This is a genomic window from Paraburkholderia sp. SECH2 (assembly GCF_030464795.1).
In the GTDB taxonomy this organism is placed as follows: Bacteria; Pseudomonadota; Gammaproteobacteria; order Burkholderiales; family Burkholderiaceae; genus Paraburkholderia; species Paraburkholderia aspalathi.
Map to the genome: position 1 here is coordinate 156387 of NZ_JALPRH010000010.1, position 19355 is coordinate 175741.

Sequence of the window (19355 nt, forward strand, 5' to 3'; positions counted from 1 at the left end):
ATACCCGTTGATGAGCGCGGCGCACCGCCCACTCGCCGCCGCCGAGGACACAGCATGCTGATCGACTTCTTCTACTCGCTGCGCGCCGCCAAACTGCCGGTGTCGGTGAAGGAATACCTGACGCTGCTCGAAGCGCTCAAAGCCAATGTGATCGCGCCGTCGCTCGACGAGTTCTACTATCTCGCACGCATCACGCTGGTCAAGGACGAGCAGTATTTCGACAAGTTCGACCAGGCGTTCGGCGCGTATTTCAACGGCGTCGCGCAAGCCTCGGAGCTCGCGTTCGACGTTCCGCTCGACTGGCTGAAGAAGAAGCTGCAACGCGATCTGTCGCCCGAAGAAAAAGCGCAGATCGAAGCGATGGGCGGCCTCGACAAGCTGATGGAGCGCCTGAAGGAACTGTTCGACGAACAGAAAGAGCGCCACGAAGGCGGCAACAAATGGATCGGCACGGGCGGCACCTCGCCGTTCGGCAACGGCGGCTACAACCCTGAGGGTGTGCGCATCGGCGGCGATGCGGCGGGTCAACGCACGGCGGTGAAGGTGTGGGAAGCACGCGCCTATCGCGACTACGACGACCAGGTCGAAATCGGCACACGCAACATCAAGGTCGCGCTGCGCCGCCTGCGCCGTTTCGCCCGCGAAGGCGCGGCAGAAGAGCTCGATCTGCCCGACACGATCCGCAGCACCGCGGCGAACGCCGGCTGGCTCGATCTGAAGATGGTGCCGGAGCGGCACAACAAGGTCAAAGTGCTGATGCTGCTCGACGTGGGCGGCTCGATGGACGATCACATCAAGCGCACCGAAGAGCTCTTTTCCGCCGCCAAGGCCGAATTCAAGCATCTCGAGTTCTATTACTTCCACAACTGTGTGTACGACTTCCTGTGGAAGAACAATCGCCGCCGTCACGCCGAGCGCATGCCGACGTGGGACCTGCTGCACAAGTTCACGCCCGACTACAAGCTGATCTTCGTCGGCGACGCGACCATGAGCCCGTACGAAGTGCTACAACCGGGCGGCTCGGTCGAGTACAACAACGCTGAAGCCGGCGCCGTGTGGCTGCGCCGCCTCGCCGATCATTTCCCGCATTACGCGTGGCTCAATCCGGAGCCCGAAGGTTTGTGGGCGTACCGGCAGTCGGTCAGCGCGATCCGCGAAGTGCTCGGCCACCGCATGTATCCGCTCACCCTCGCCGGACTCGAATCGGCGATGCGCATGTTGAGCAAGTAATCAGATCACGTTTTTCTCCAACTATAAGAAAGCTTCTGCATGAGTCCGTCTTCATCGCCCGATTTGTCCCCTGCCGACGTGCACCCCGGGCCGCTCAAACCGTTTGCCGATACGTCCCTGTCCACCCTCGTCGCCGGCTTCGTCGCGATGATGACGGGCTACACGAGTTCGCTCGTGCTAATGTTCCAGGCCGGCCAGGCAGCCCATCTCAGCGATGCGCAGATTTCGTCGTGGATCTGGGCGTTGTCGATCGGCATGGCCGTCTGCACGATCGGCCTTTCACTGCGCTTTCGCGCGCCGATCGTGATTGCCTGGTCGACGCCCGGCGCGGCGCTGCTGGTGTCGTCGCTGCCACACGTGACCTACCCTGAGGCGATCGGCGCGTTTATCGTCTGCGCGGTGCTGCTGACGGTGGTCGGCCTGACCGGCTGGTTCGACACGCTGATGAAGAAAATCCCGGCAGGCATCGCTTCCGCTTTGCTGGCGGGCATTCTGTTCGAGATCGGCATCGAGATTTTCCGCGCCGCACAGTTCCAGACCGCGCTCGTGCTGGCAATGTTCTTCACCTATCTGATCGTCAAACGCCTCGCGCCGCGCTACGCGATCGTGACGACGCTGATCGTCGGCACAATCGCCGCCGGTGCGCTCGGGCTGCTCGACTTCAGCCGCTTTCACGTCGCGCTCGCTCACCCGGTGTTCACGATGCCGGTGTTTTCGGTCGCGGCGGGCATCAGTATCGGCATTCCACTTTTCGTCGTCGCGATGGCCTCGCAGAACGTGCCGGGCATCGCCGTGCTGCGCGCGGACGGCTACACCACGCCCTCCGCGCCGCTGATTTCGACAACCGGCATCGCCTCGCTGCTGCTCGCGCCCTTCGGCTCGCACGGCATCAATCTTGCGGCGATCACGGCGGCGATCTGTACCGGCCCCGAAGCGCACGAAAATCGCGACAAACGCTACACCGCGGCAGTCTGGTGCGGTATTTTCTATCTGATTGCCGGTATTTTCGGCGCGACCATCGCCGCATTGTTCGCCGCCTTGCCGAAGGCGCTGGTGGTCTCCGTTGCGGCGCTGGCGCTATTCGGCTCGATCATGAGCGGGCTCGCCAATGCCATGCAGGATCTGAAGCAGCGCGAGGCGGCGCTGGTGACGTTTATGGTGACGGCTTCCGGCCTCACCTTGCTGTCGATCGGCTCGGCGTTCTGGGGGCTGGTGGCGGGCGTGCTGACGCAACTGGTGCTTGAACGCCCGGCGCGCCTGAATCGTCGGCGGAAATCGGCACCCAAAATCCCTGTGAACGGATCGCCGGCAGCAAGTGTCAATACTGCGTCAGACGATCCGCCATAGAATAGAAGCATCCGGCAGCGCTTTCCGTCAAAATTCCCCGGCAACATGACGGGCAGACGCTGCAGCGTGACCCGCGGCCGCCGGAACGGTTTGTCTTTTCCGTCCGGTGGCGATCTCATTTCTCCTGAACCACGGCGCACGCGCGCCATGAAGGCTCGAACATGACAACCGCACTCGACCAACTCAAGCAATACACCACCGTCGTGGCCGATACCGGCGACTTCCAGCAGCTTGCCCAGTACAAGCCACAGGACGCGACCACCAATCCCTCGCTGATTCTGAAAGCCGTCCAGAAAGACGACTACAAGCCGCTGCTCGAAAAGACCGTGAAGGCGCATGCGTCGAAGCCGGTCGGCGCCATCATCGACCAGTTGCTGATCGCCTTCGGCACCGAAATTCTCAAGATCATCCCGGGCCGCGTGTCGACCGAAGTGGATGCACGCCTGTCGTTCGACACCGAAGCGTCGATCGCCAAGGGCCGCGAGCTGATCGCCCTGTACAAAGACCACGGCATCGGCCGCGAGCGCGTGCTGATCAAGCTGGCCTCCACGTGGGAAGGCATCCGCGCCGCCGAGGTGCTGCAAAAGGAAGGCATCCACTGCAACATGACGCTCTTGTTCTCGCTCGCGCAGGCCGCTGCCTGTGCCGAAGCAGGCGCGCAACTGATCTCGCCGTTCGTCGGCCGCATCTACGACTGGTACAAGAAGAACGCCGGCAGCGCGTGGGACGAAGCGAAAGACGGCGGCGCCAACGATCCGGGCGTCAAATCGGTGCGCCGCATTTACGCGTACTACAAGAAGTTCGGCTACAAGACCGAGGTGATGGGCGCGAGCTTCCGCACCCCGGGCCAGATTCTGGAACTGGCTGGCTGCGATCTGCTGACCATCAGCCCGGATCTGCTGCAAAAGCTGCAGGAGAGCACCGAAACGGTCGAGCGCAAGCTGTCGCCCGAAATGGGCAAGGGCGTGGACATCGAACGCGTGCCGGTCGACGAATCGTCGTTCCGCTTCCTCGTCAACGACGAAGCAATGGCGACCGAAAAGCTCGCTGAAGGCATCCGCGCGTTCGCGGCAGACGCGGTCAAGCTGGAAAAGTTGATCGAAGCGCTGCGTTAAGTCCAGCCTTCGTGGCTTGAATGCGCGGCCGCGGTCGCGTATGTGGCCGCGCACATCGTCCCGCACAGCTAGTCCAAATACGCGGCCCTGAACCTTCCGGTTCAGGGCCGCGTGCCGTTTACCGCCGGCTCACGTCCGACACCTGCCCATACCGCGACGCCTTACGAAATAACGTCACAATCGCTACTCTAGCGGACGACTACAATCGTCTACACGCTGCTCCCTCGCTGCCATATGCCGAAGGAACGCGGCGCCGCTGACCCATATCCCGGGAGACGATCATGTACGTTCAGCCTTACGTATTTTTCAACGGCCGCTGTGAAGAAGCGCTCAAGTATTACTGCGAGAAGCTCGGCGCCGAAATCACATTCCAGATGCGCTACAAGGACGCGCCGCCCGATGCGCAAGCGGGGATACGTCCCGGCATCGAGGACAAGATCATGCACGCGGCCATCAAGCTCGGCTCGACGATCTGGATGGCGTCCGACGGCCACTGCGACCCCGACTCAGGCTCGATGAACGGTTTCAGCCTGTCGCTCACGGCCGACGACGACGCCTCGGCGAAAAAATACTTCGATGCGCTCGCCGACGGCGGACAGGTCATGATGCCGTTTCAGCCCACCTTCTGGAGCAAAGGGTTCGGGATGCTGGTGGACCGCTTCGGTCTCGCCTGGATGGTGGGCGTGCCGGAAGAGCATAAATCGTGAGCGGCAGATCGGGAAGGGGCGCGCGGCCCTGAGCGTTGCGCCCTAACCCTTCAGCAAACTGCGCGAATGCCGTTCGATGTTCCAGTTCGGCTCAGTCTCCAACAGCAAAGCGCGCAGCCGGTCCACCTGTTCGGCAAGGCGCTGCCCGAGCCAATACGGCCCTTGCAAGTCGGGTGGCAAGTCAAGCGCCGCGCCACCGCACACCTCGGTGAGCGGCGTTGCAGCCGGAATGCCGAAGTGCGTCGCGCGGCCAAAGCGCAGGCCGCGCGCGATCGCCAACAGCATGCCGCGCACGGCGTGCACCTCGACGCCGCACTCCCGCGCATACGCGGCGCGCGCCGCGGCGTCGGCGCGCATCAGCGGGCCGGTCGCCAGCAACTCCAGCGAACTGAGCACCGAACGATGTAAGCGCTGGATCTCTTCGAGCTTCGCCTGCGGCACGTCGATCTCCTTCGCCACCGAAGGCATCAGCGAGCGCAACTGCACCAGCCGCTTGTTGATCGCGAGGAAGCGTTTGACCTGTTCCTCTTCGCTGATCGTTTCGCCTTCCAGCAAACGGGTGTAGATCCGCGCACAGTCGCGCAGATTGTCGGCGATCCCATAGCGCCACGAATAGGTCGCGTGCAACGGCAACGCGAACGAAAACGCCAGCGCGATCACAATGCCGATCAGCACGTTCAGCGTGCGCCATAGACCGACGTCGATCAGATTGTCGCCATGGCCCGCGACGATGCACATCGTGATTGCCGTCAGCAGGCCGATATACCCCGACGATCCAATCGCGAACCACGCGCAGATCCCCGCGACAATCGACATCAGCACATAGGTGAGCGGCAGCGAGCCGGTCAGGTTCTGCGTGAGGATGAGCAGAAGCCCGATCACCGCGCCGAGCAGCGTTCCCGCCGCCCGGTCGGCGGCCTTCTTGCGGATGTTGCCGTGATGCTGCAAGCCGCCGATCACCACCAACAAGGTCACCGACGACCAGATGCCGTGGGGAATGTCGATCCCGGTGGTTGCGAGAATCGACACCAGCATCGCGACGCCGACCCGCAGACTATGCAGCACCTTTGCGTGGCGATAGCGGTAGTACGGCGACGTGATCGTGCGCACCATGCGGCTGATGGCCGAGCGGCGGACAAGGACGCGGGGGGAATCGGCAGAAGCCATGGCTCGCGCGACGGACGCTTTGAAGGACGGTTCCGCTATCCTGCCCTGGAGTGCCCTGGAAAGACAAACGCCCGCAAACTTTTGTCTGCGGGCGTTGCTTTTCCGGCGAGATGGAACGGCTGGTTTAGCCTTCGACCACGTCCAGATAATCTTCCGGGCGGGTACGGTCCTCGGCGCGCTGCATGCCGAACGCGCGCACCAGCAGGCTCACCACCACCGACACCACCAGGTTGACGATCAGCGACCACACCGCCGCGTAGCCCGGAATCGCCATGCCGAACAGGTGGATCGTGAAGATCGAGCCCGCCAGCTTCAGCGAGATCGCCATCCACGTGCCGGTTGCGATACCGACCGCCCAGCCGATCAGCAGGCCGCGGTAGTCGAGCACACGCGTGTAGAGGCCCAGCACGATGGCCGGCAGCGTCTGGATGATCCAGATACCGCCCAGCAGTTGCAGCTGGATCGCGTACGTGAGCGGCAGACCGAGAATGAACGCGACCGCGCCGACCTTGACGATCAGCGACACCAGCTTCGCGACGTTGGTTTCCTGCTCATGCGACATGTTGCGGTTCACGAACTCCTTGTGGATGTTGCGCGTGTACAGGTTCGCTGCCGCAATCGACATGATCGCCGCCGGCACCAGCGCGCCGATACCGATCGCCGCGAAGGCCACGCCGACGAACCACGACGGGAAGAAGTGCAGGAACAGCGCCGGCACCGCGAAGTTCGGGCCGAACGCCTTGAAGTACGGCGCGAATTCCGGCATGTCCTTCACACCCGAAGCCAGCGCCATGAAGCCCAGCAGCGCGAGCAGGCCGAGCACCAGCGAGTAGGCCGGCAGCATCGCCATGTTGCGGCGGATCGTGTTACCCGACTTCGACGACAGCACCGCGGTGATCGAGTGCGGATACAGGAACAGCGCAAGCGCCGAACCCACCGCAAGCGTCGCGTACGCGCTGTAGCCGTTCAGGCTCGACACGTCCGGTGCCTTCAGCAGCAGCTTGGCAGGCGGCACCACGCTGAAGATATGGCCGAAGCCGCCCAATTGCGGCGGAATCACGATGATCGCGGCGAAGATCACGATATAGATCAGCACGTCCTTGACGACCGCGATCATGGCCGGCGCGCGCAGACCCGACGTGTACGTGTAGGCCGCCAGAATCGCGAACGCGATGATCAGCGGCAGATCGCCGACGAAGCCCTTGGTGTCGAAACCCAGCGCGCCGATCACCACTTCGATACCGACCAGTTGCAGCGCGATGTACGGCATCGTCGCGACAATGCCGGTCACGGCGATCGCCAGCGCCAGCATGCGGCTGCCATAGCGAGCAGACACGAAGTCGGCCGATGTCACGTAACCCTGACGTTTGGCGATGCTCCACAGTTTCGGGAACACGACGAACGCGAACGGATAGATAAGGATTGTGTACGGCAGCGCGAAGAAACCCGTTGCGCCCGCACCGAACACCAACGCCGGCACGGCGATGAAGGTGTAAGCGGTGTACAGGTCGCCGCCCAGCAGGAACCAGGTGACGATGGTGCCGAAGCGCCGGCCGCCGAGGCCCCACTCTTCCAGATGGGCCAAGTCGCCCTTGCGCCAGTGAGCCGCGACAAAGCCGAGAATGGTGACGCCGATAAAAAACAGGACGAAGACGAATGTTGCGGTGGCGTTCATTATCGTGCGCCCCCTTGCGAGCTGCCCGTCGAGCGGATCTTGGTCTTGAAGTACACGAGCGCCGTGATGATCGCGCTGATCAACACCCACAGCAGCTGGTACCAGTAGAAGAACGGAAAATCGAACAGCTGCGGTTCGACCTTGTTATATGACGGCACCCAGATCATCGCGATCCAGGGCAACAGCAGCAACCAGAGCCAGTGCTTGCTGGCCTTGTTCGCGTCGGCGTCGTGAGCCATGACGTCTCCTCTTCCCTATTATTGAAATGTTGGCCCGTGTGTGGACGGGTGGTGGATGTCCCGTCGCAGGTAGGCCACGGGTACCCCGAAAGCTTCGAAAGAGTATAGGAGCCGAGAACGTCCGGTCAAGCAGGGACGACCCGAGGCGCAAATGTGCTGCTGGGGCGCGCGGGGCGGCGGTTTAGCAGAGATGAGGGGTGGCCGCGAGGGCGCCGGACGCGGGGGGCCGGGGCGCCGATGGGAGCGATGCGTCCTGGGTATCCGGGGATATCGAACCAGCCGGACAATGCACGGGGGAAGCGGTTGGGAAACCGTCGCATGAGCGCAACGGGGAAGCCTGGGTCGGACCAGCCTTACACGGCCTTAAGCGGCCCGACCCGTTTTCACATCAGATCGAGAACGAACTGCCGTTCTGTCCGGTCGATTCCTGCAGACCCTTGATCCACTTGCGCGCCGGCAAGCCGAGTTCCGCTTCGATCAGCTTCGCACGCGCTTGCAGCGTCGTGAACGGCACGTCGAGCGCCGGGCCCGAGAACGCGATGGCGATGCGGTTGCCGTCATGCACTTCCGGCAGCGCGACCACACGGCCGTCGAAGGCTTCGTTCAGACGCTTCATATTGCGCACGAAGCTCGGATGATCGCCGAACAGATTCACCGTCACGACGCCCGCCTCGGTCAGGCACGCGCGCACCGCGCGGTAGAAGCCGACGCTGTCGAGCACCGGGCCACGCGCGGTGGCATCGTAGACGTCGATCTGCAACGCGCCGATCGTGCCGTGGTTGGCGCGATCGTTGACGAAGTCCCATGCATCCATTTCGTGCACGGTCAGACGGGCGTCGTCGTGCGACAGTTCGAACATCGTGCGTGCGGCCACGACCACCGCCGGGTTCACTTCGACCGCTTCGACTTTGGCGCGCTTCAGGAAGCGGTGCGCAAACTTGGTCAGTGCGGCGGCGCCGAGACCGAGCTGGACGATCCGCTTGGGCGTTTCGATGAACAGCAACCAGGCCATCATCTGCTGCGCGTATTCGAGTTCGATGTGATCCGGCTTGCGCAGACGCATGGCGCCTTGCACCCATTCCGTGCCGAAGTGCAGGAAACGCACACCGCCCTCTTCCGAGAACGTCACCGGTGCGAAACGCGGCTTGCGCGGCGCTTCGATTTGCGGCGCGTCGTCCAGATCGTCGTCGTGCAGCGCGCGCTTTTTATTGCGCACTGCTTTCTGTTTGTTCAGCGCGTGGTCGCCGGCGTCAGCGTCTTTATTGCGGAAAGCACGGGCTTCAGCCGAGGCGCGCTTGATCAGTTTCGTCATGTAAGGATGTCGCGCCAGAGACGCAATTTTTGGTCGAACGAGAGCATAGCATTCGCCGGACTCGACGAAGGCAATACGAGGGTGGCGTAGCCGGCTTCGCCGATTACCGGGGCAAAGCGGCCCGCCGTTTTGCCATTGAAGCAGACTTTCTTCAACAGCGGCGCGTGGGCGCGCAGAGAAGCAAAATCGTTGGGGCTGGCGTTGCGGATCGCGGCGTCGAGACTGCCTTCGCGTTCGCAGGCGGCGAGCACGTCCCACACGCCGATGCCGTACGAAAGCAAACGCCGTAGCCGTTCCTCATAGGCGAGGTCGGGAAGCGGTTCGTCGAGCACCGTGCCCAGCAAGCGCCAGAACTGGTTACGCGGATGCGCGTAATACTGCGTCGCGGCCAGCGACGCCTCGCCGGGAAAGCTGCCGAGAATCAGCGTGTGCGTATCCGCCGCAACGACGGGAGGAAAGCCGCGCAGCATCAGCGCTTTTCCTTTCGGTCCGATGCCGGCGCGTGCCCGGATTCATGTGCGTCCTGTCCGGAAAGCTGTCCTGGCTCTGCGCGCTGTGCACCATGGGCAGCGCGCGATGCCGTGTGCTCAAGCGGCCGGCCGTGTTCCCGCACATGAGTGCGCGGCGGAGCATGGACGTGGCTGGACGCTGAATGCGCAGACGGTGTTTGGCCAGGAGACGCCAGATGCGCCCACAACGCCGGCAACATGCATTCCGTGACCATCAAGGGCTCACCGTGGCGCTCGAACACCGAACGGCGTGCGACCAGCGTATGCGGCCTCACACCACCAATCTCAACCGCAGCCAACCGGTACAACGGATGACGCGCCGTCAGCCTGCGACTCACCAGCGACGATCGCGCGACGCTGCTATCGCTGTACAGCAACTCGGCGAGCGGCCGCGTGCGCAATCTTCGCGTGGCCTGCCATACGCCAACGCTCGCGGCCAGCGGCGCGACACTATGCGCCGCGACAAACGGCACGCCGTCAACCGACAACACTACCTCCCGAACCCACACCGGCGCACGCGGCGCAAGACCGAGCGCGGCGTATTCGTCGGCCCACGGCAGCGCGACGGCTTCGCGCGTCACGCGCACCGCAACCACGCCGAGCGTGCGCAGATGCGCGGTCAGCGATCCACCGCGGGTCAACCAGTCTTTCTGGGCGGCGCTAAAACCGGGTAAGGGCGCGACACGCCAGTGGGCGTCGGCGGCATCGAAACGGATAGGCATGGTGTCGGATTATAACGGCGCAGTTGTCAGAAGATCGTGAGTCCCTCACCTGTCGTCCCGTCGGGAATGTCAGTCGATCACCATGCCGGACGGAACCGCCTCAATCAGCGTATCGATTTCAGACAGTTCCGATCCTCCTCGTCCAGCGACGCGCGATACAACCTTCGTGCTTTAACAAGTCGACGGTCCGCCCGCGATCGAAGGGCGTGCCATGTGATCGGATATTGAAGGAGATAAGAAACATGAAATCGTTCCTGGGTGCTTCTGCATGCGCAATGTCTGCCGTGCTGATGGCGGGTTGCGCGGCGCCGCTGAACCGCGACAAAGAAACATCGTTGAATAAGGCTGTCGGCATCGAGGTGACGCCGGTTGCCAATGGTGTCTCAGTCAAGCTGCCCGAAGCCGCGCTGTTCGAGTTCGGCAAATCCGAAGTGCGTGGTGATGCAGCGGCCGTCATCAATCGTTCAGCCGTTCTGCTCAAGCGCAGCAAGAAACCGGTGCTGGTTGAAGGTTACACCGACAATGTCGGCACGCTCGACTATAACCAGCAGCTTTCTGAATCGCGCGCCGCTGCGGTGGGTTATGCGCTCGTGGTGCGCGGCGTGGCGTTAGACCGGATCAGGACGAAGGGCTACGCGTACAACAACCCCGTCGCCAGCAACGATACAGCCGAAGGGCGCGCGCTGAACCGGCGCACTGAGATCGTGGTGCGCGGTGAAACGATGGATACGCTGATGGGAGAGAAGTAGGCGTTCGCCATCTGGTGTGAGGTTCGTAAAAACGCCCGCGTCATGCGGGCGTTTTTACGTGTGCGGTCTTTTAGACGCGACTTTGCAGTTTCAGCGCGACTCTCGCAAACAACTATCGAGCGCTTTACATCGCCTGCAGACGAGCCGCCACGCGCTCGACCACCGGCTCCCACGCGCCCGGCCGCGGTTGGCGGAACAGATCAACAGAGTCGTACCACGGTTGCGTCTCTTCATTGCCCCACGCCCAATGCGATACGTGATCGAGCATCGCCAACACCGGGCGCCCCAGCGCGCCACCCAGATGCAAAGGTGCACTTTCGATGGTAAGCACGGCATCGAGAGCGCTCACGTGCGCGGCCACGTCGTCGAAACCGGCCTGATAGTGCGCAGTCAGATCGCACACGCGATGCCCCGCTCCGCTCAGCGCCGCCACATCGGCGTCACGGCCCGGCGTCAGCGGATGGAACACGATATCGGGTAGCGCGAGCACGGGAGCCAGCGCCGCAAGCGGAATTGACCGCTTCGCATCGCGACGATGCGTCGGGCTGCCCGACCAGACAAGACCGATATGCAATCGCGCCGCCTCCCCGCCCCATGCGCCGATCCGCTCGCGCCACGCAGCCACGCGGCTTGCATCGGCAATTAGATAGGCACCGCCGCGCACCTGGTCAGGCTGCAACTCAAGCGCCGACGGCACGCTCATGATCGGCAGCCCGAAGTCCGGCTTGCCGAGCGGCCCGTCCTCGATAGACACACAATCCGCGTAAAAGCGCGCAAACAGCGGCTGTAACGCCCGGCGCACTGCGAGCACCAGCCGACCGCCGTCGTCGCGTACGCGCGCCGCCAGTTCGTGCACAAAGCGCACCATCTGAATATCGTCGCCGTTGCCCTGTTCGCTGTGCACGATCAAGGTCTTGCCAGCCAGCGATTGACCCTGCCAGCGCGGACACAGCCTTTCCATCACCGTCACGACATTGTTAGGCTCGCGATCGTCGCGCGTCAGACGCGCCGCGAAGTGCGGCCATGCGCTCGACCAGTCGCCGCGCCGCAACTTCAGATCGGCCAGATCGACGGCCGCCTGCGATGCCGATGGGTCAAGCGTGAGCGCTGCGTGCAACGCCGCCTCGCTTTCTGCAAAACGCGCCTGCTCGGCCAGATACATGCCAATCGCGCCCAGCACGTGGGCATTGCCGGGCGCGGCGGCATCGACAGCGCGCATGGTTGCCTCGGCGGCAGCGGCATCGTTGCACTGCCATTGCGCATGGCTCAGTTGCCAGGCGATTTCTGCATCGGCGGGATGGCGTGTCAGCACCTCACGGCAAACGCGTTCCACCGTGGGCCAATCGCGGATCTCGCGGAAAGCCAGCGCGAGCTGCAAGGGCAACGCGGGGTGGATCGCCGCATCGAGTGCATAGGCGCGCAACAGCGCCGCGCGACGCTCGGCTCGCACGCTTGCACTCGGCGACGACGCAAGCGCAATCGCCAACCACCAGGGGGCGCGTGCATCCTGTGGCTCGCGTTGCTCGTACGCGCGCAACATGTGTACTGCCGCCGAATGCGCGCCGCAGCGATTGATCAACCAGACGATCCATTCGAGCGTCGCTGCCGACGGTTGGGTGGTTACCGCCAACTCGCTGTCGCGCTGCGCGGCGTCAGCCTGGCCGAGTGCGTCGGCAAACAAGGCTAACCGTGCGTAACGCGCGCCGTTTTCTGCCGCCTGCGTGTGTGCTTGCGACGCACTGTGGTACGCCGCTTCAAAACGCCCCGCACTCGCGCACAGGTCCGCATGTAATTGCGGCGTGACACCCTCCGCGGTTAACTCAAACGCCCGTCGCTCGGCAGCGTCGAAACCTTGCTCGCGCAAGATCGACCACAGGAGATGCACGGGATCGGTGGGGGTTGGCAGTGCGGAATCGGGCATGGAGATACAGAGAGTTATCGCGGCGCGTCAATGCGCAATTGCAGAAAAGAGATCGGATGCGTGAGCGGCTCGGAGACTGCAGATAGTCCCTCAAGCATCCGAATTTCGATCGTGCAAGCATAAGACAGAGCCGCGTTTTTACATCTCACAAATCAATCTCGATTTAGCGCGTTGAATAGATCTGATCGGTTAAAGGAGGGCAAAAAAAATGCGCTGCCAAGGCAGCGCACTTTTCAATCACAAGCGTCCAAACGACGCCGGTCCATCTTCAATTCAAACTCGAAGACTCAACCCGCACGCGCCAGCAACAACGCGTTGGTACGCTTCACGAAGCTGGCAGGATCTTCCAGCGCGCCGCCTTCAGCAAGCAAAGCCTGATCGAACAACAGATGACACCAGTCGTCGAAATTTGCGCTGTCCGCATGCAAGCCCTTCACCAGCGCATGCTCCGGATTCACTTCGAGAATCGGATGGAACGACGGCGCGTCCTGACCCGCCGCCTTCAGCATACGTTGCAAATAGCCGCTCATTTCGCCATCGTCAGCTACGAGACAAGACGGCGAATCTGTCAGACGGAACGTCAAGCGCACGTCCTTGGCCTTGTCCTTCAGCGCTTCTTTCATCTTGTCGACGAGTGGCTTGAACTCTTCGCCGACCTTCTCCTGCGCCTGCTTTTCTTCGTCATTCAGCGCGCCCAGATCGAGATCGCCGCGCGCAACGCTTTGCAGCGGCTTGCCGTCGAATTCGTTCAGGAACGACAGCATCCATTCATCGACGCGATCGGTCAGCAGCAGCACTTCCACGCCCTTCTTGCGGAACACTTCGAGATGCGGGCTGTGGGTCGCGGCCTGCCAGGTGTCGGCAGTCACGTAGTAGATCTTCGTTTGCTCGGGCTTCATCCGCGCGACGTAATCGGCGAGCGAGACATTTTGCTCAGGCGATTCCGTATGCGTCGACGCGAAACGCACCAACTTCGCAATACGCTCGCGATTGGCGAAATCTTCGCCGATGCCTTCCTTCAGCACCTGACCGAATTCCTTCCAGAAGCCGGCGTACTTTTCCTTATCGGCGTCGTTTTCGGCGTTCGCCAACTCTTCCAGCATCGACAGCGAACGCTTGGTCACGCCTTCGCGGATCGCCTTCACGTCGCGGCTTTCCTGCAGGATTTCGCGCGACACGTTCAACGGCAGATCAGCCGAATCGACCACGCCCTTCACGAAACGCAGATAGCCCGGCAGCAGTTGTTCGGCGTCGTCCATGATGAACACGCGCTTCACGTACAGCTTCAGGCCGGCGCGATGATCGCGGTTGAACATGTCGAACGGCGCATGCGTCGGCACGTACAGCAGTTGCGTGTATTCGCTACGGCCTTCAACGCGGTTATGCGTCCACGTCAGCGGATCCTGATGATCGTGCGAGAGATGCTGGTAGAACTGCTTGTACTGCTCTTCGGTGATGTCGTTCTTCGAACGAGTCCACAGCGCGCTCGCCTGGTTGACGGTCTCGTCCTCGTCCTTCGTGACCATCTCGCTCTTTTCAGCGTCCCACTCTTCCTTCGCCATCAGGATGGGCAGCGCGACGTGGTCCGAGTACTTCTGGATGATCGACTTCAGACGATGCGACGACAGCAGCTCGTCTTCATCGGCACGCAGATGCAGCGTGATGGTCGTGCCGCGCGCAGCGCGTTCGATCTGCTCGACCGCGAAATCGCCCTCGCCCGCGCTTTCCCAGCGCACGCCTTCCGAGGCCGGCAAACCGGCACGGCGCGTTTCGACCGTGATCTTGTCCGCGACGATGAAGCCCGAGTAAAAGCCCACGCCAAACTGGCCGATCAGCGCCGCATCTTTCTGCTGGTCGCCGGAAAGCTTGCCGAAGAATTCCTTGGTGCCCGAACGCGCGATCGTGCCGAGATTGGCGATCGCTTCGTCACGGCTCATGCCGATGCCGTTGTCGTCGAGCGTGATGGTGCGCGCGGCCTTGTCGTACGACACGCGAATCCGCAGATTCGGATCGTTTTCGTACAGCGCGCTGTTTTCGATCGCTTCGAAGCGCAGCTTGTCGGCCGCGTCGGACGCGTTCGAAATCAGCTCGCGCAGAAAGATTTCCTTGTTGCTGTACAGCGAATGGATCATCAGATGCAGAAGTTGTTTAACTTCTGCCTGAAAGCTCATGGTTTCTTGTGCCATGGTCGGACTTCCTCTCTGTTACGAATGGGGTTCTAGTCAGGCGTGGCGCACGGCCGCGAACCGCTTGGGCCCGCTTGGAGCCCTCTTTGGCCGCTGGGACCGTGCCGCCGGATGGCCGGATTGCCGTGTCGCCGCTAAGTTGGGGCAGCCCGGCGCGGTTTCAAGAGGCGCGCCGCGCGACGCTGTCGAGATAGCGGCAGAGGAACGTCGACAGCTCAGGATCGCCGCAGTTGGCGATGTTAAAGCGCATCCACGTGGTGGGCGATTGCTGCGGAGAAAACAGGCTCCCCGGCGTCAGCAGAAAGCCTTCTTCGTGGCCAGCGGCCGCGAGCGCGCTCGCATCAACGCCCGTGTCGGCCCACAGGAACATGCCCGCCGCGGGCGTCAGAAACAGCTTCATGCCGGTCTTTTCGAGCATCCGCACCGATTTTTCGCGCACACCATCGAGCCGCGCGCGCAGCCGCTCGACGTGCCGGCGGTAATGGCCCTCGGTGAGAATCTTGTAGAGCACGCGCTCGTTCAGTTCGGGGCTCGTCATGCCGACCAGCATTTTCTGATCGCTGACGGCCGTGGCCACTTCAGGCGCGGCGGCGATAAAACCCACGCGCAGATTGGGCGCGAGCGTCTTCGAAAAGCTGCTCAGGTAGATCACGCGCTTCAACTGGTCGAGGCTCGCGAGGCGCGTGCCCGGATAGCTCGGCGGGCACAGATCGCCGTAAATATCGTCTTCGACGACGATGAAATCGTAGGCCTCGGCGAGACGCAGAATGCGGAACGCCTGCGCGGCCGTGAGCGAGGTGCCGGTGGGATTCTGCAGCACCGAATTGATCACCAGCATTTTCGGCCGCCAGGTCTCGACCAGCGACTCGAGCGCGTCGAGGTCCGGCCCATCCGGGGTGTACGGCATGCCGACCAGCCGCGCGCCCTGCGACGCGAAGCGCCCGAACATCTGAAACCAGGCCGGATCGCCAACGATCACTGCATCGCCCGGCTTCACGTAAATCCGCGAAATCAGATCGATCGCCTGGGTGATGCCGGAGACCATCACAATCTGATCCGGCGAAGCGCCGATTTCCAGCTCCTCAAGCCGCGTCTGCAACTGCTGGCGCAGCGGCAAAAAGCCTTGCGGCGTGCCGATGCCGAGCATCTGCGCGCCGCTTTGCCGGCCGAGCGTGCGCAGCGCGTTGGTGATCAGATCGCCGTCGAGCCAGCGGCCCGGCAAGTAGCCGAGGCCAGGACTGCGCTCGGGGCGCGCGCCCGTATGCAACATATTGCGCAGCAGCCAGACCACATCGATCGTGGCCGGCGCGGGCGCCGCTGCGGCGATCGTGCGGATCTCGGCCGTCGGCGCAGCGCCTAATCGTTCGCGCACATAGAAGCCGGAGCCGCGGCGCGACTCCAGGTAGCCCTGCGCCACCAGCCGCTCATACGCCTCGACCACGGTGAAGCGCGACACGCCCTTGTCCAGCGCCAGCTTGCGGATCGACGGCATGCGCATGCCGGGACGGAACACGCGCTCCTCGATGCGGCGGCGCGCCCATTGGACGAGCTGCTCGACCAGCGTCAGCGACGTCGTATCGTGAGGCGTGGGAATCTGGGTAAGCGGGACGGACATAACGGACTCCAACTGTACCGAACGGTATCGAATCGATTGTACCGTTACTGTGCCGGTCGCCACCGCTACATTTAAGGCTACATTTAAGATAAGCAACGGATGATGAAGCGGCCCGGGTTGCATCCCGCCGCTCACAAGCGAACTCGGGCAGGACCCGCCCAAACGCCATCCGCCTGGCCCGCCGATCCGGCAAACGGTTATGCTTACGACCCCGGCAACGCTGCTGCCGCACCCGGCGCGCGTTCCGGCTTACCGCAGAAACCGTTTTCCTGATCCGCCATGACTGCCCATTTGCTCCGTCTCGATCACCTCGTGATTTCCGCCCGTACCCTCGACGAGGGCACGCAGTACGTTGCCGACACGCTAGGCGTCGCACCGGCCGGCGGCGGCGCGCATCCGCTGATGCGCACGCACAATCGTCTGCTGAATCTGTGGGGCGGCGTGTATCTGGAAGTGATCGCGATCGACCCGCAGGCGGCAGAACCCGCGGATGGCGCGGCGCCTCGTGCCCGCCTGTTCGCCCTCGACGATCCGGCGACGCAAGCGCGGCTCGAAAAAGGCCCGTACCTGTCGCACTGGGTTGCCCGAGTCGAGCGGCCGAAGCAGCTCACGGCATGGCAGACGCAGTATCCGGCGCGCATTGCACCGATCGTGCCGATGACGCGCGGCGATTTCACGTGGAGCCTGTCGGTGCCTGACGATGGCGCCTTCCCCACGTGGCAAGGCGCCGGCGATGGCGTACTGCCGACGCTGATCCAGTGGGACACGCCGAAGCACCCGTCGGCGGTATTGGATGAAACGGGCATTGCATTGAAAGCTTTGAAAGCAACCCATCCACAGGCCGACGTAATTGCCGCGCAATTGCATTGGCTGGGCGCGGCGCACCTGATCGCACTCGAGTCCACAGAAGGCGCGGCGGCGCTCGTCGCCGAGTTTGAGACGCCCGAGGGTCTACGGACCCTTAAATAAGCAGCGCGCGTGGGCCGTCGACTCGCGCGATAATTGAAGTTTTGACCAGTTCCAGACAAACCAGCAGAGGAGACCATGGACCAAAGCGACTTGAAAGCCCCCACGTGGCAACTGTCCGAACGCGCACGCAAGCTCACGAGCTCGGCGATTCGCGAGATCCTGAAAGTCACGGAACGGCCCGAAGTCATTTCGTTCGCGGGCGGCCTGCCCTCGCCGGCAACCTTCCCGGCCGAGCGCATGCGCGAAGCATCCGACCGCATTCTGCGCGACGCGCCCGCCGCGGCCTTGCAATACAGCGCGACCGAAGGCTATCTGCCGCTGCGTGAATGGATCGCGCAACGCTATTCGGTGAACGGCGCGCAGATTCGTCCTTCGCAGGTACTCATCACGACCGGCTCGCAGCAAGCGCTCGATCTGCTCGGCAAAGTGCTGGTATGCCCGAACAGCCCCGTGCTGGTCGAAACGCCGACCTACCTCGGCGCGCTGCAATCGTTCTCGATGTACGAACCGCGCTACGTGCAGGTGCCGACCGACGAGCAAGGCCTGATTCCCGAAGCGCTCACGCCCGAGCTGACAGCCGGCGCACGCCTCCTGTACGCACAACCGAATTTCCAGAATCCGACGGGCCGCCGCCTGCCGGTCGAACGCCGCCGCGCATTGGCCGCGTTTGCGAAGACCGCGCCGTTCCCGGTGATCGAAGACGATCCCTACGGCGCGCTCGACTACGCGGGCGAACCGCTGCCCACCATGCTGTCGATGGCGCCGGATCACATCGTCCATCTCGGCTCGTTCTCGAAGGTGCTGGCGCCGGGCCTGCGGGTCGGCTACATCATTGCGCCCGAAGAGTTGATCTTCAAGCTCGTGCAGGCCAAGCAAGCCACCGATCTGCACACGCCGAGCTTCACACAACGCATCGTGTACGAAGTGATCAAGGACGGCTTCCTCGACACGCACGTGCCGACCATTCGCGAGCTGTACCGCGATCAATGCGCGGCGATGCTGGCTGCTCTCGAACGCTACATGCCGGAAGGCGTAAGCTGGAACCGGCCGGAAGGCGGCATGTTCGTGTGGGTGAATCTGCCCGCGCAGATCGACAGCATGAAGCTGCTCGAAGAAGCCGTAGCGCAGAATGTGGCGTTCGTGCCGGGCGGTCCGTTCTTCGCGAGCGAAGCCCAGCACAACACGCTGCGCCTGTCGTTCGTCACGGTCCCGCCAGCCAAGATCGACGAAGGCGTGTCGCGTCTCGCGGCACTGATCCGCGCGAAGGTCTAAGCTGTCCCGACCAACTCGCGCCACCGAATTTCATTACTGTTCACTACCGACCAAGGACACACCATGGCTCAATCAAACGTGTACGACAAGCTTAAGGAACTGGGCATCGAACTGCCGAGCGCAGGCGCGCCGGCAGCCGCCTATGTGATGAGCGCGCAAAGCGGCAACACGGTGTACCTGTCGGGCCACATCGCGAAGAAAGACGGCAAGGTATGGGCCGGCAAGCTTGGCGCCACCCTCACCACCGAAGAAGGCAAGGCCGCCGCGCGTTCCATCGCGATCGACCTGCTCGCCACGCTGCATGCGCATGTGGGCGACCTGAACCGCGTCACGCGCATCGTCAAGCTGATGAGCCTCGTCAACTCGACGCTTGAGTTCACCGAGCAGCATCTGGTGACCAACGGCGCCTCCGAACTGATCGCAGACGTGTTCGGCGAGCGCGGCAAGCATGCGCGCTCGGCGTTCGGCGTGGCGCAGATTCCGCTCGGCGCATGCGTCGAGATCGAGATGATCGCCGAAGTCGAATAACAACCGCCAACAGGTTCGGCCGCCGGTTCGCCCGGCCGGTCGTACCGAGCGTCCTGAACGCGTCGCGAGGTGTCTGTCACCTGCGGCGCGTT

General features: G+C 63.0%; 16 protein-coding genes and 1 pseudogene. 8 read left to right on the top strand and 9 right to left on the bottom strand.

The genetic code is table 11. From position 1 onward, the window contains the following. The first annotated feature begins 54 nt into the window (after positions 1-54). From M0D66_RS18760 to M0D66_RS18775, 4 genes and pseudogenes are all read left to right on the top strand, one after another. Positions 55-1230 carry a VWA domain-containing protein gene (locus M0D66_RS18760; protein WP_054035024.1) on the top strand — a complete coding sequence of 392 codons (1176 nt, stop codon included), beginning with the start codon at positions 55-57 and terminating at the stop codon, positions 1228-1230. A gap of 39 nt (positions 1231-1269) precedes the next feature. Beyond that, a pseudogene (locus M0D66_RS18765) lies at positions 1270-2484 on the top strand (benzoate/H(+) symporter BenE family transporter); the annotation flags it as partial. A gap of 254 nt (positions 2485-2738) precedes the next feature. After that, on the top strand, positions 2739-3692 hold the full coding sequence (tal, locus tag M0D66_RS18770) for a transaldolase (RefSeq protein ID WP_093639383.1): 954 nt from the start codon (positions 2739-2741) through the stop codon (positions 3690-3692). Positions 3693-3973: 281 nt separating this feature from the next. After that, complete coding sequence (locus tag M0D66_RS18775; protein ID WP_266211103.1) at positions 3974-4399, top strand: VOC family protein; 426 nt, start codon at positions 3974-3976, stop codon at positions 4397-4399. A gap of 42 nt (positions 4400-4441) precedes the next feature. On the opposite strand, the gene M0D66_RS18780 is transcribed toward M0D66_RS18775, so the two are convergent. From M0D66_RS18780 to M0D66_RS18805, 6 genes are all read right to left on the bottom strand, one after another. After that, on the bottom strand, positions 4442-5566 hold the full coding sequence (locus tag M0D66_RS18780; RefSeq protein WP_266211104.1) for an FUSC family protein: 1125 nt from the start codon (positions 5564-5566) through the stop codon (positions 4442-4444). A gap of 124 nt (positions 5567-5690) precedes the next feature. After that, positions 5691-7241 (bottom strand): monocarboxylate uptake permease MctP, encoded by a 1551-nt coding sequence (mctP, locus tag M0D66_RS18785; RefSeq protein ID WP_200564402.1) that lies wholly within the window; start codon positions 7239-7241, stop codon positions 5691-5693. Next, positions 7241-7480, bottom strand: coding sequence for a DUF3311 domain-containing protein (locus tag M0D66_RS18790; RefSeq protein ID WP_266211105.1), 240 nt, complete (start codon positions 7478-7480; stop codon positions 7241-7243). Before M0D66_RS18790 ends, mctP begins: the two co-directional genes overlap by 1 nt. A gap of 388 nt (positions 7481-7868) precedes the next feature. After that, on the bottom strand, positions 7869-8792 hold the full coding sequence (locus M0D66_RS18795; protein WP_200651589.1) for a spermidine synthase: 924 nt from the start codon (positions 8790-8792) through the stop codon (positions 7869-7871). Continuing rightward, positions 8789-9262, bottom strand: a complete 474-nt coding sequence (locus tag M0D66_RS18800) for a DNA-deoxyinosine glycosylase (protein ID WP_266211106.1) — start codon at positions 9260-9262, stop codon at positions 8789-8791. Before M0D66_RS18800 ends, M0D66_RS18795 begins: the two co-directional genes overlap by 4 nt. Continuing rightward, a complete protein-coding gene (locus M0D66_RS18805) occupies positions 9262-10023 on the bottom strand; it encodes a chorismate lyase (protein WP_256456210.1) in 762 nt (253 codons plus the stop codon). The genes M0D66_RS18800 and M0D66_RS18805 overlap by 1 nt, the downstream gene beginning before the upstream one ends. A 242-nt stretch (positions 10024-10265) precedes the next feature. Here M0D66_RS18805 and M0D66_RS18810 point away from each other — a divergent pair, with 242 nt between their 5' ends. Beyond that, positions 10266-10772 carry an OmpA family protein gene (locus M0D66_RS18810; RefSeq protein ID WP_266211107.1) on the top strand — a complete coding sequence of 169 codons (507 nt, stop codon included), beginning with the start codon at positions 10266-10268 and terminating at the stop codon, positions 10770-10772. Between the two features lie 124 nt (positions 10773-10896). Here the strand turns inward: M0D66_RS18810 and M0D66_RS18815 are convergent, their stop codons facing one another. From M0D66_RS18815 to M0D66_RS18825, 3 genes are all read right to left on the bottom strand, one after another. Next, entirely contained in the window at positions 10897-12693 is a 1797-nt protein-coding gene (locus tag M0D66_RS18815; protein WP_266211108.1) for a hypothetical protein, read from the bottom strand. 287 nt (positions 12694-12980) lie between these two features. Next, complete coding sequence (gene htpG / locus M0D66_RS18820) at positions 12981-14879, bottom strand: molecular chaperone HtpG (RefSeq protein ID WP_266211109.1); 1899 nt, start codon at positions 14877-14879, stop codon at positions 12981-12983. 160 nt (positions 14880-15039) lie between these two features. Next, a complete protein-coding gene (locus M0D66_RS18825) occupies positions 15040-16494 on the bottom strand; it encodes a PLP-dependent aminotransferase family protein (RefSeq protein WP_266211110.1) in 1455 nt (484 codons plus the stop codon). Positions 16495-16773: 279 nt separating this feature from the next. Here M0D66_RS18825 and M0D66_RS18830 point away from each other — a divergent pair, with 279 nt between their 5' ends. From M0D66_RS18830 to M0D66_RS18840, 3 genes are all read left to right on the top strand, one after another. Further along, positions 16774-17463 carry a VOC family protein gene (locus M0D66_RS18830; RefSeq protein WP_266211111.1) on the top strand — a complete coding sequence of 230 codons (690 nt, stop codon included), beginning with the start codon at positions 16774-16776 and terminating at the stop codon, positions 17461-17463. A 75-nt stretch (positions 17464-17538) separates the two neighbouring features. Further along, positions 17539-18735 (top strand): PLP-dependent aminotransferase family protein, encoded by a 1197-nt coding sequence (locus tag M0D66_RS18835; protein WP_211706069.1) that lies wholly within the window; start codon positions 17539-17541, stop codon positions 18733-18735. 63 nt (positions 18736-18798) lie between these two features. Next, positions 18799-19263 carry a RidA family protein gene (locus M0D66_RS18840; protein WP_093639341.1) on the top strand — a complete coding sequence of 155 codons (465 nt, stop codon included), beginning with the start codon at positions 18799-18801 and terminating at the stop codon, positions 19261-19263. Positions 19264-19355 lie beyond the last annotated feature (92 nt).

Bases quoted from the DNA above. Each gene is read 5' to 3' on its own strand.
- M0D66_RS18825 (WP_266211110.1), bottom strand. From the start codon at position 16,494: ATGTCCGTCCCGCTTACCCAGATTCCCACGCCTCACGATACGACGTCG.
- M0D66_RS18805 (WP_256456210.1), bottom strand. From the start codon at position 10,023: ATGCCTATCCGTTTCGATGCCGCCGACGCCCACTGGCGTGTCGCGCCC.
- M0D66_RS18795 (WP_200651589.1), bottom strand. From the start codon at position 8,792: ATGACGAAACTGATCAAGCGCGCCTCGGCTGAAGCCCGTGCTTTCCGC.
- M0D66_RS18810 (WP_266211107.1), top strand. From the start codon at position 10,266: ATGAAATCGTTCCTGGGTGCTTCTGCATGCGCAATGTCTGCCGTGCTG.
- tal (WP_093639383.1), top strand. From the start codon at position 2,739: ATGACAACCGCACTCGACCAACTCAAGCAATACACCACCGTCGTGGCC.
- M0D66_RS18815 (WP_266211108.1), bottom strand. From the start codon at position 12,693: ATGCCCGATTCCGCACTGCCAACCCCCACCGATCCCGTGCATCTCCTG.
- M0D66_RS18775 (WP_266211103.1), top strand. From the start codon at position 3,974: ATGTACGTTCAGCCTTACGTATTTTTCAACGGCCGCTGTGAAGAAGCG.
- M0D66_RS18830 (WP_266211111.1), top strand. From the start codon at position 16,774: ATGACTGCCCATTTGCTCCGTCTCGATCACCTCGTGATTTCCGCCCGT.
- M0D66_RS18780 (WP_266211104.1), bottom strand. From the start codon at position 5,566: ATGGCTTCTGCCGATTCCCCCCGCGTCCTTGTCCGCCGCTCGGCCATC.
- mctP (WP_200564402.1), bottom strand. From the start codon at position 7,241: ATGAACGCCACCGCAACATTCGTCTTCGTCCTGTTTTTTATCGGCGTC.
- htpG (WP_266211109.1), bottom strand. From the start codon at position 14,879: ATGGCACAAGAAACCATGAGCTTTCAGGCAGAAGTTAAACAACTTCTG.
- M0D66_RS18760 (WP_054035024.1), top strand. From the start codon at position 55: ATGCTGATCGACTTCTTCTACTCGCTGCGCGCCGCCAAACTGCCGGTG.
- M0D66_RS18840 (WP_093639341.1), top strand. From the start codon at position 18,799: ATGGCTCAATCAAACGTGTACGACAAGCTTAAGGAACTGGGCATCGAA.
- M0D66_RS18835 (WP_211706069.1), top strand. From the start codon at position 17,539: ATGGACCAAAGCGACTTGAAAGCCCCCACGTGGCAACTGTCCGAACGC.
- M0D66_RS18800 (WP_266211106.1), bottom strand. From the start codon at position 9,262: ATGCTGCGCGGCTTTCCTCCCGTCGTTGCGGCGGATACGCACACGCTG.
- M0D66_RS18790 (WP_266211105.1), bottom strand. From the start codon at position 7,480: ATGGCTCACGACGCCGACGCGAACAAGGCCAGCAAGCACTGGCTCTGG.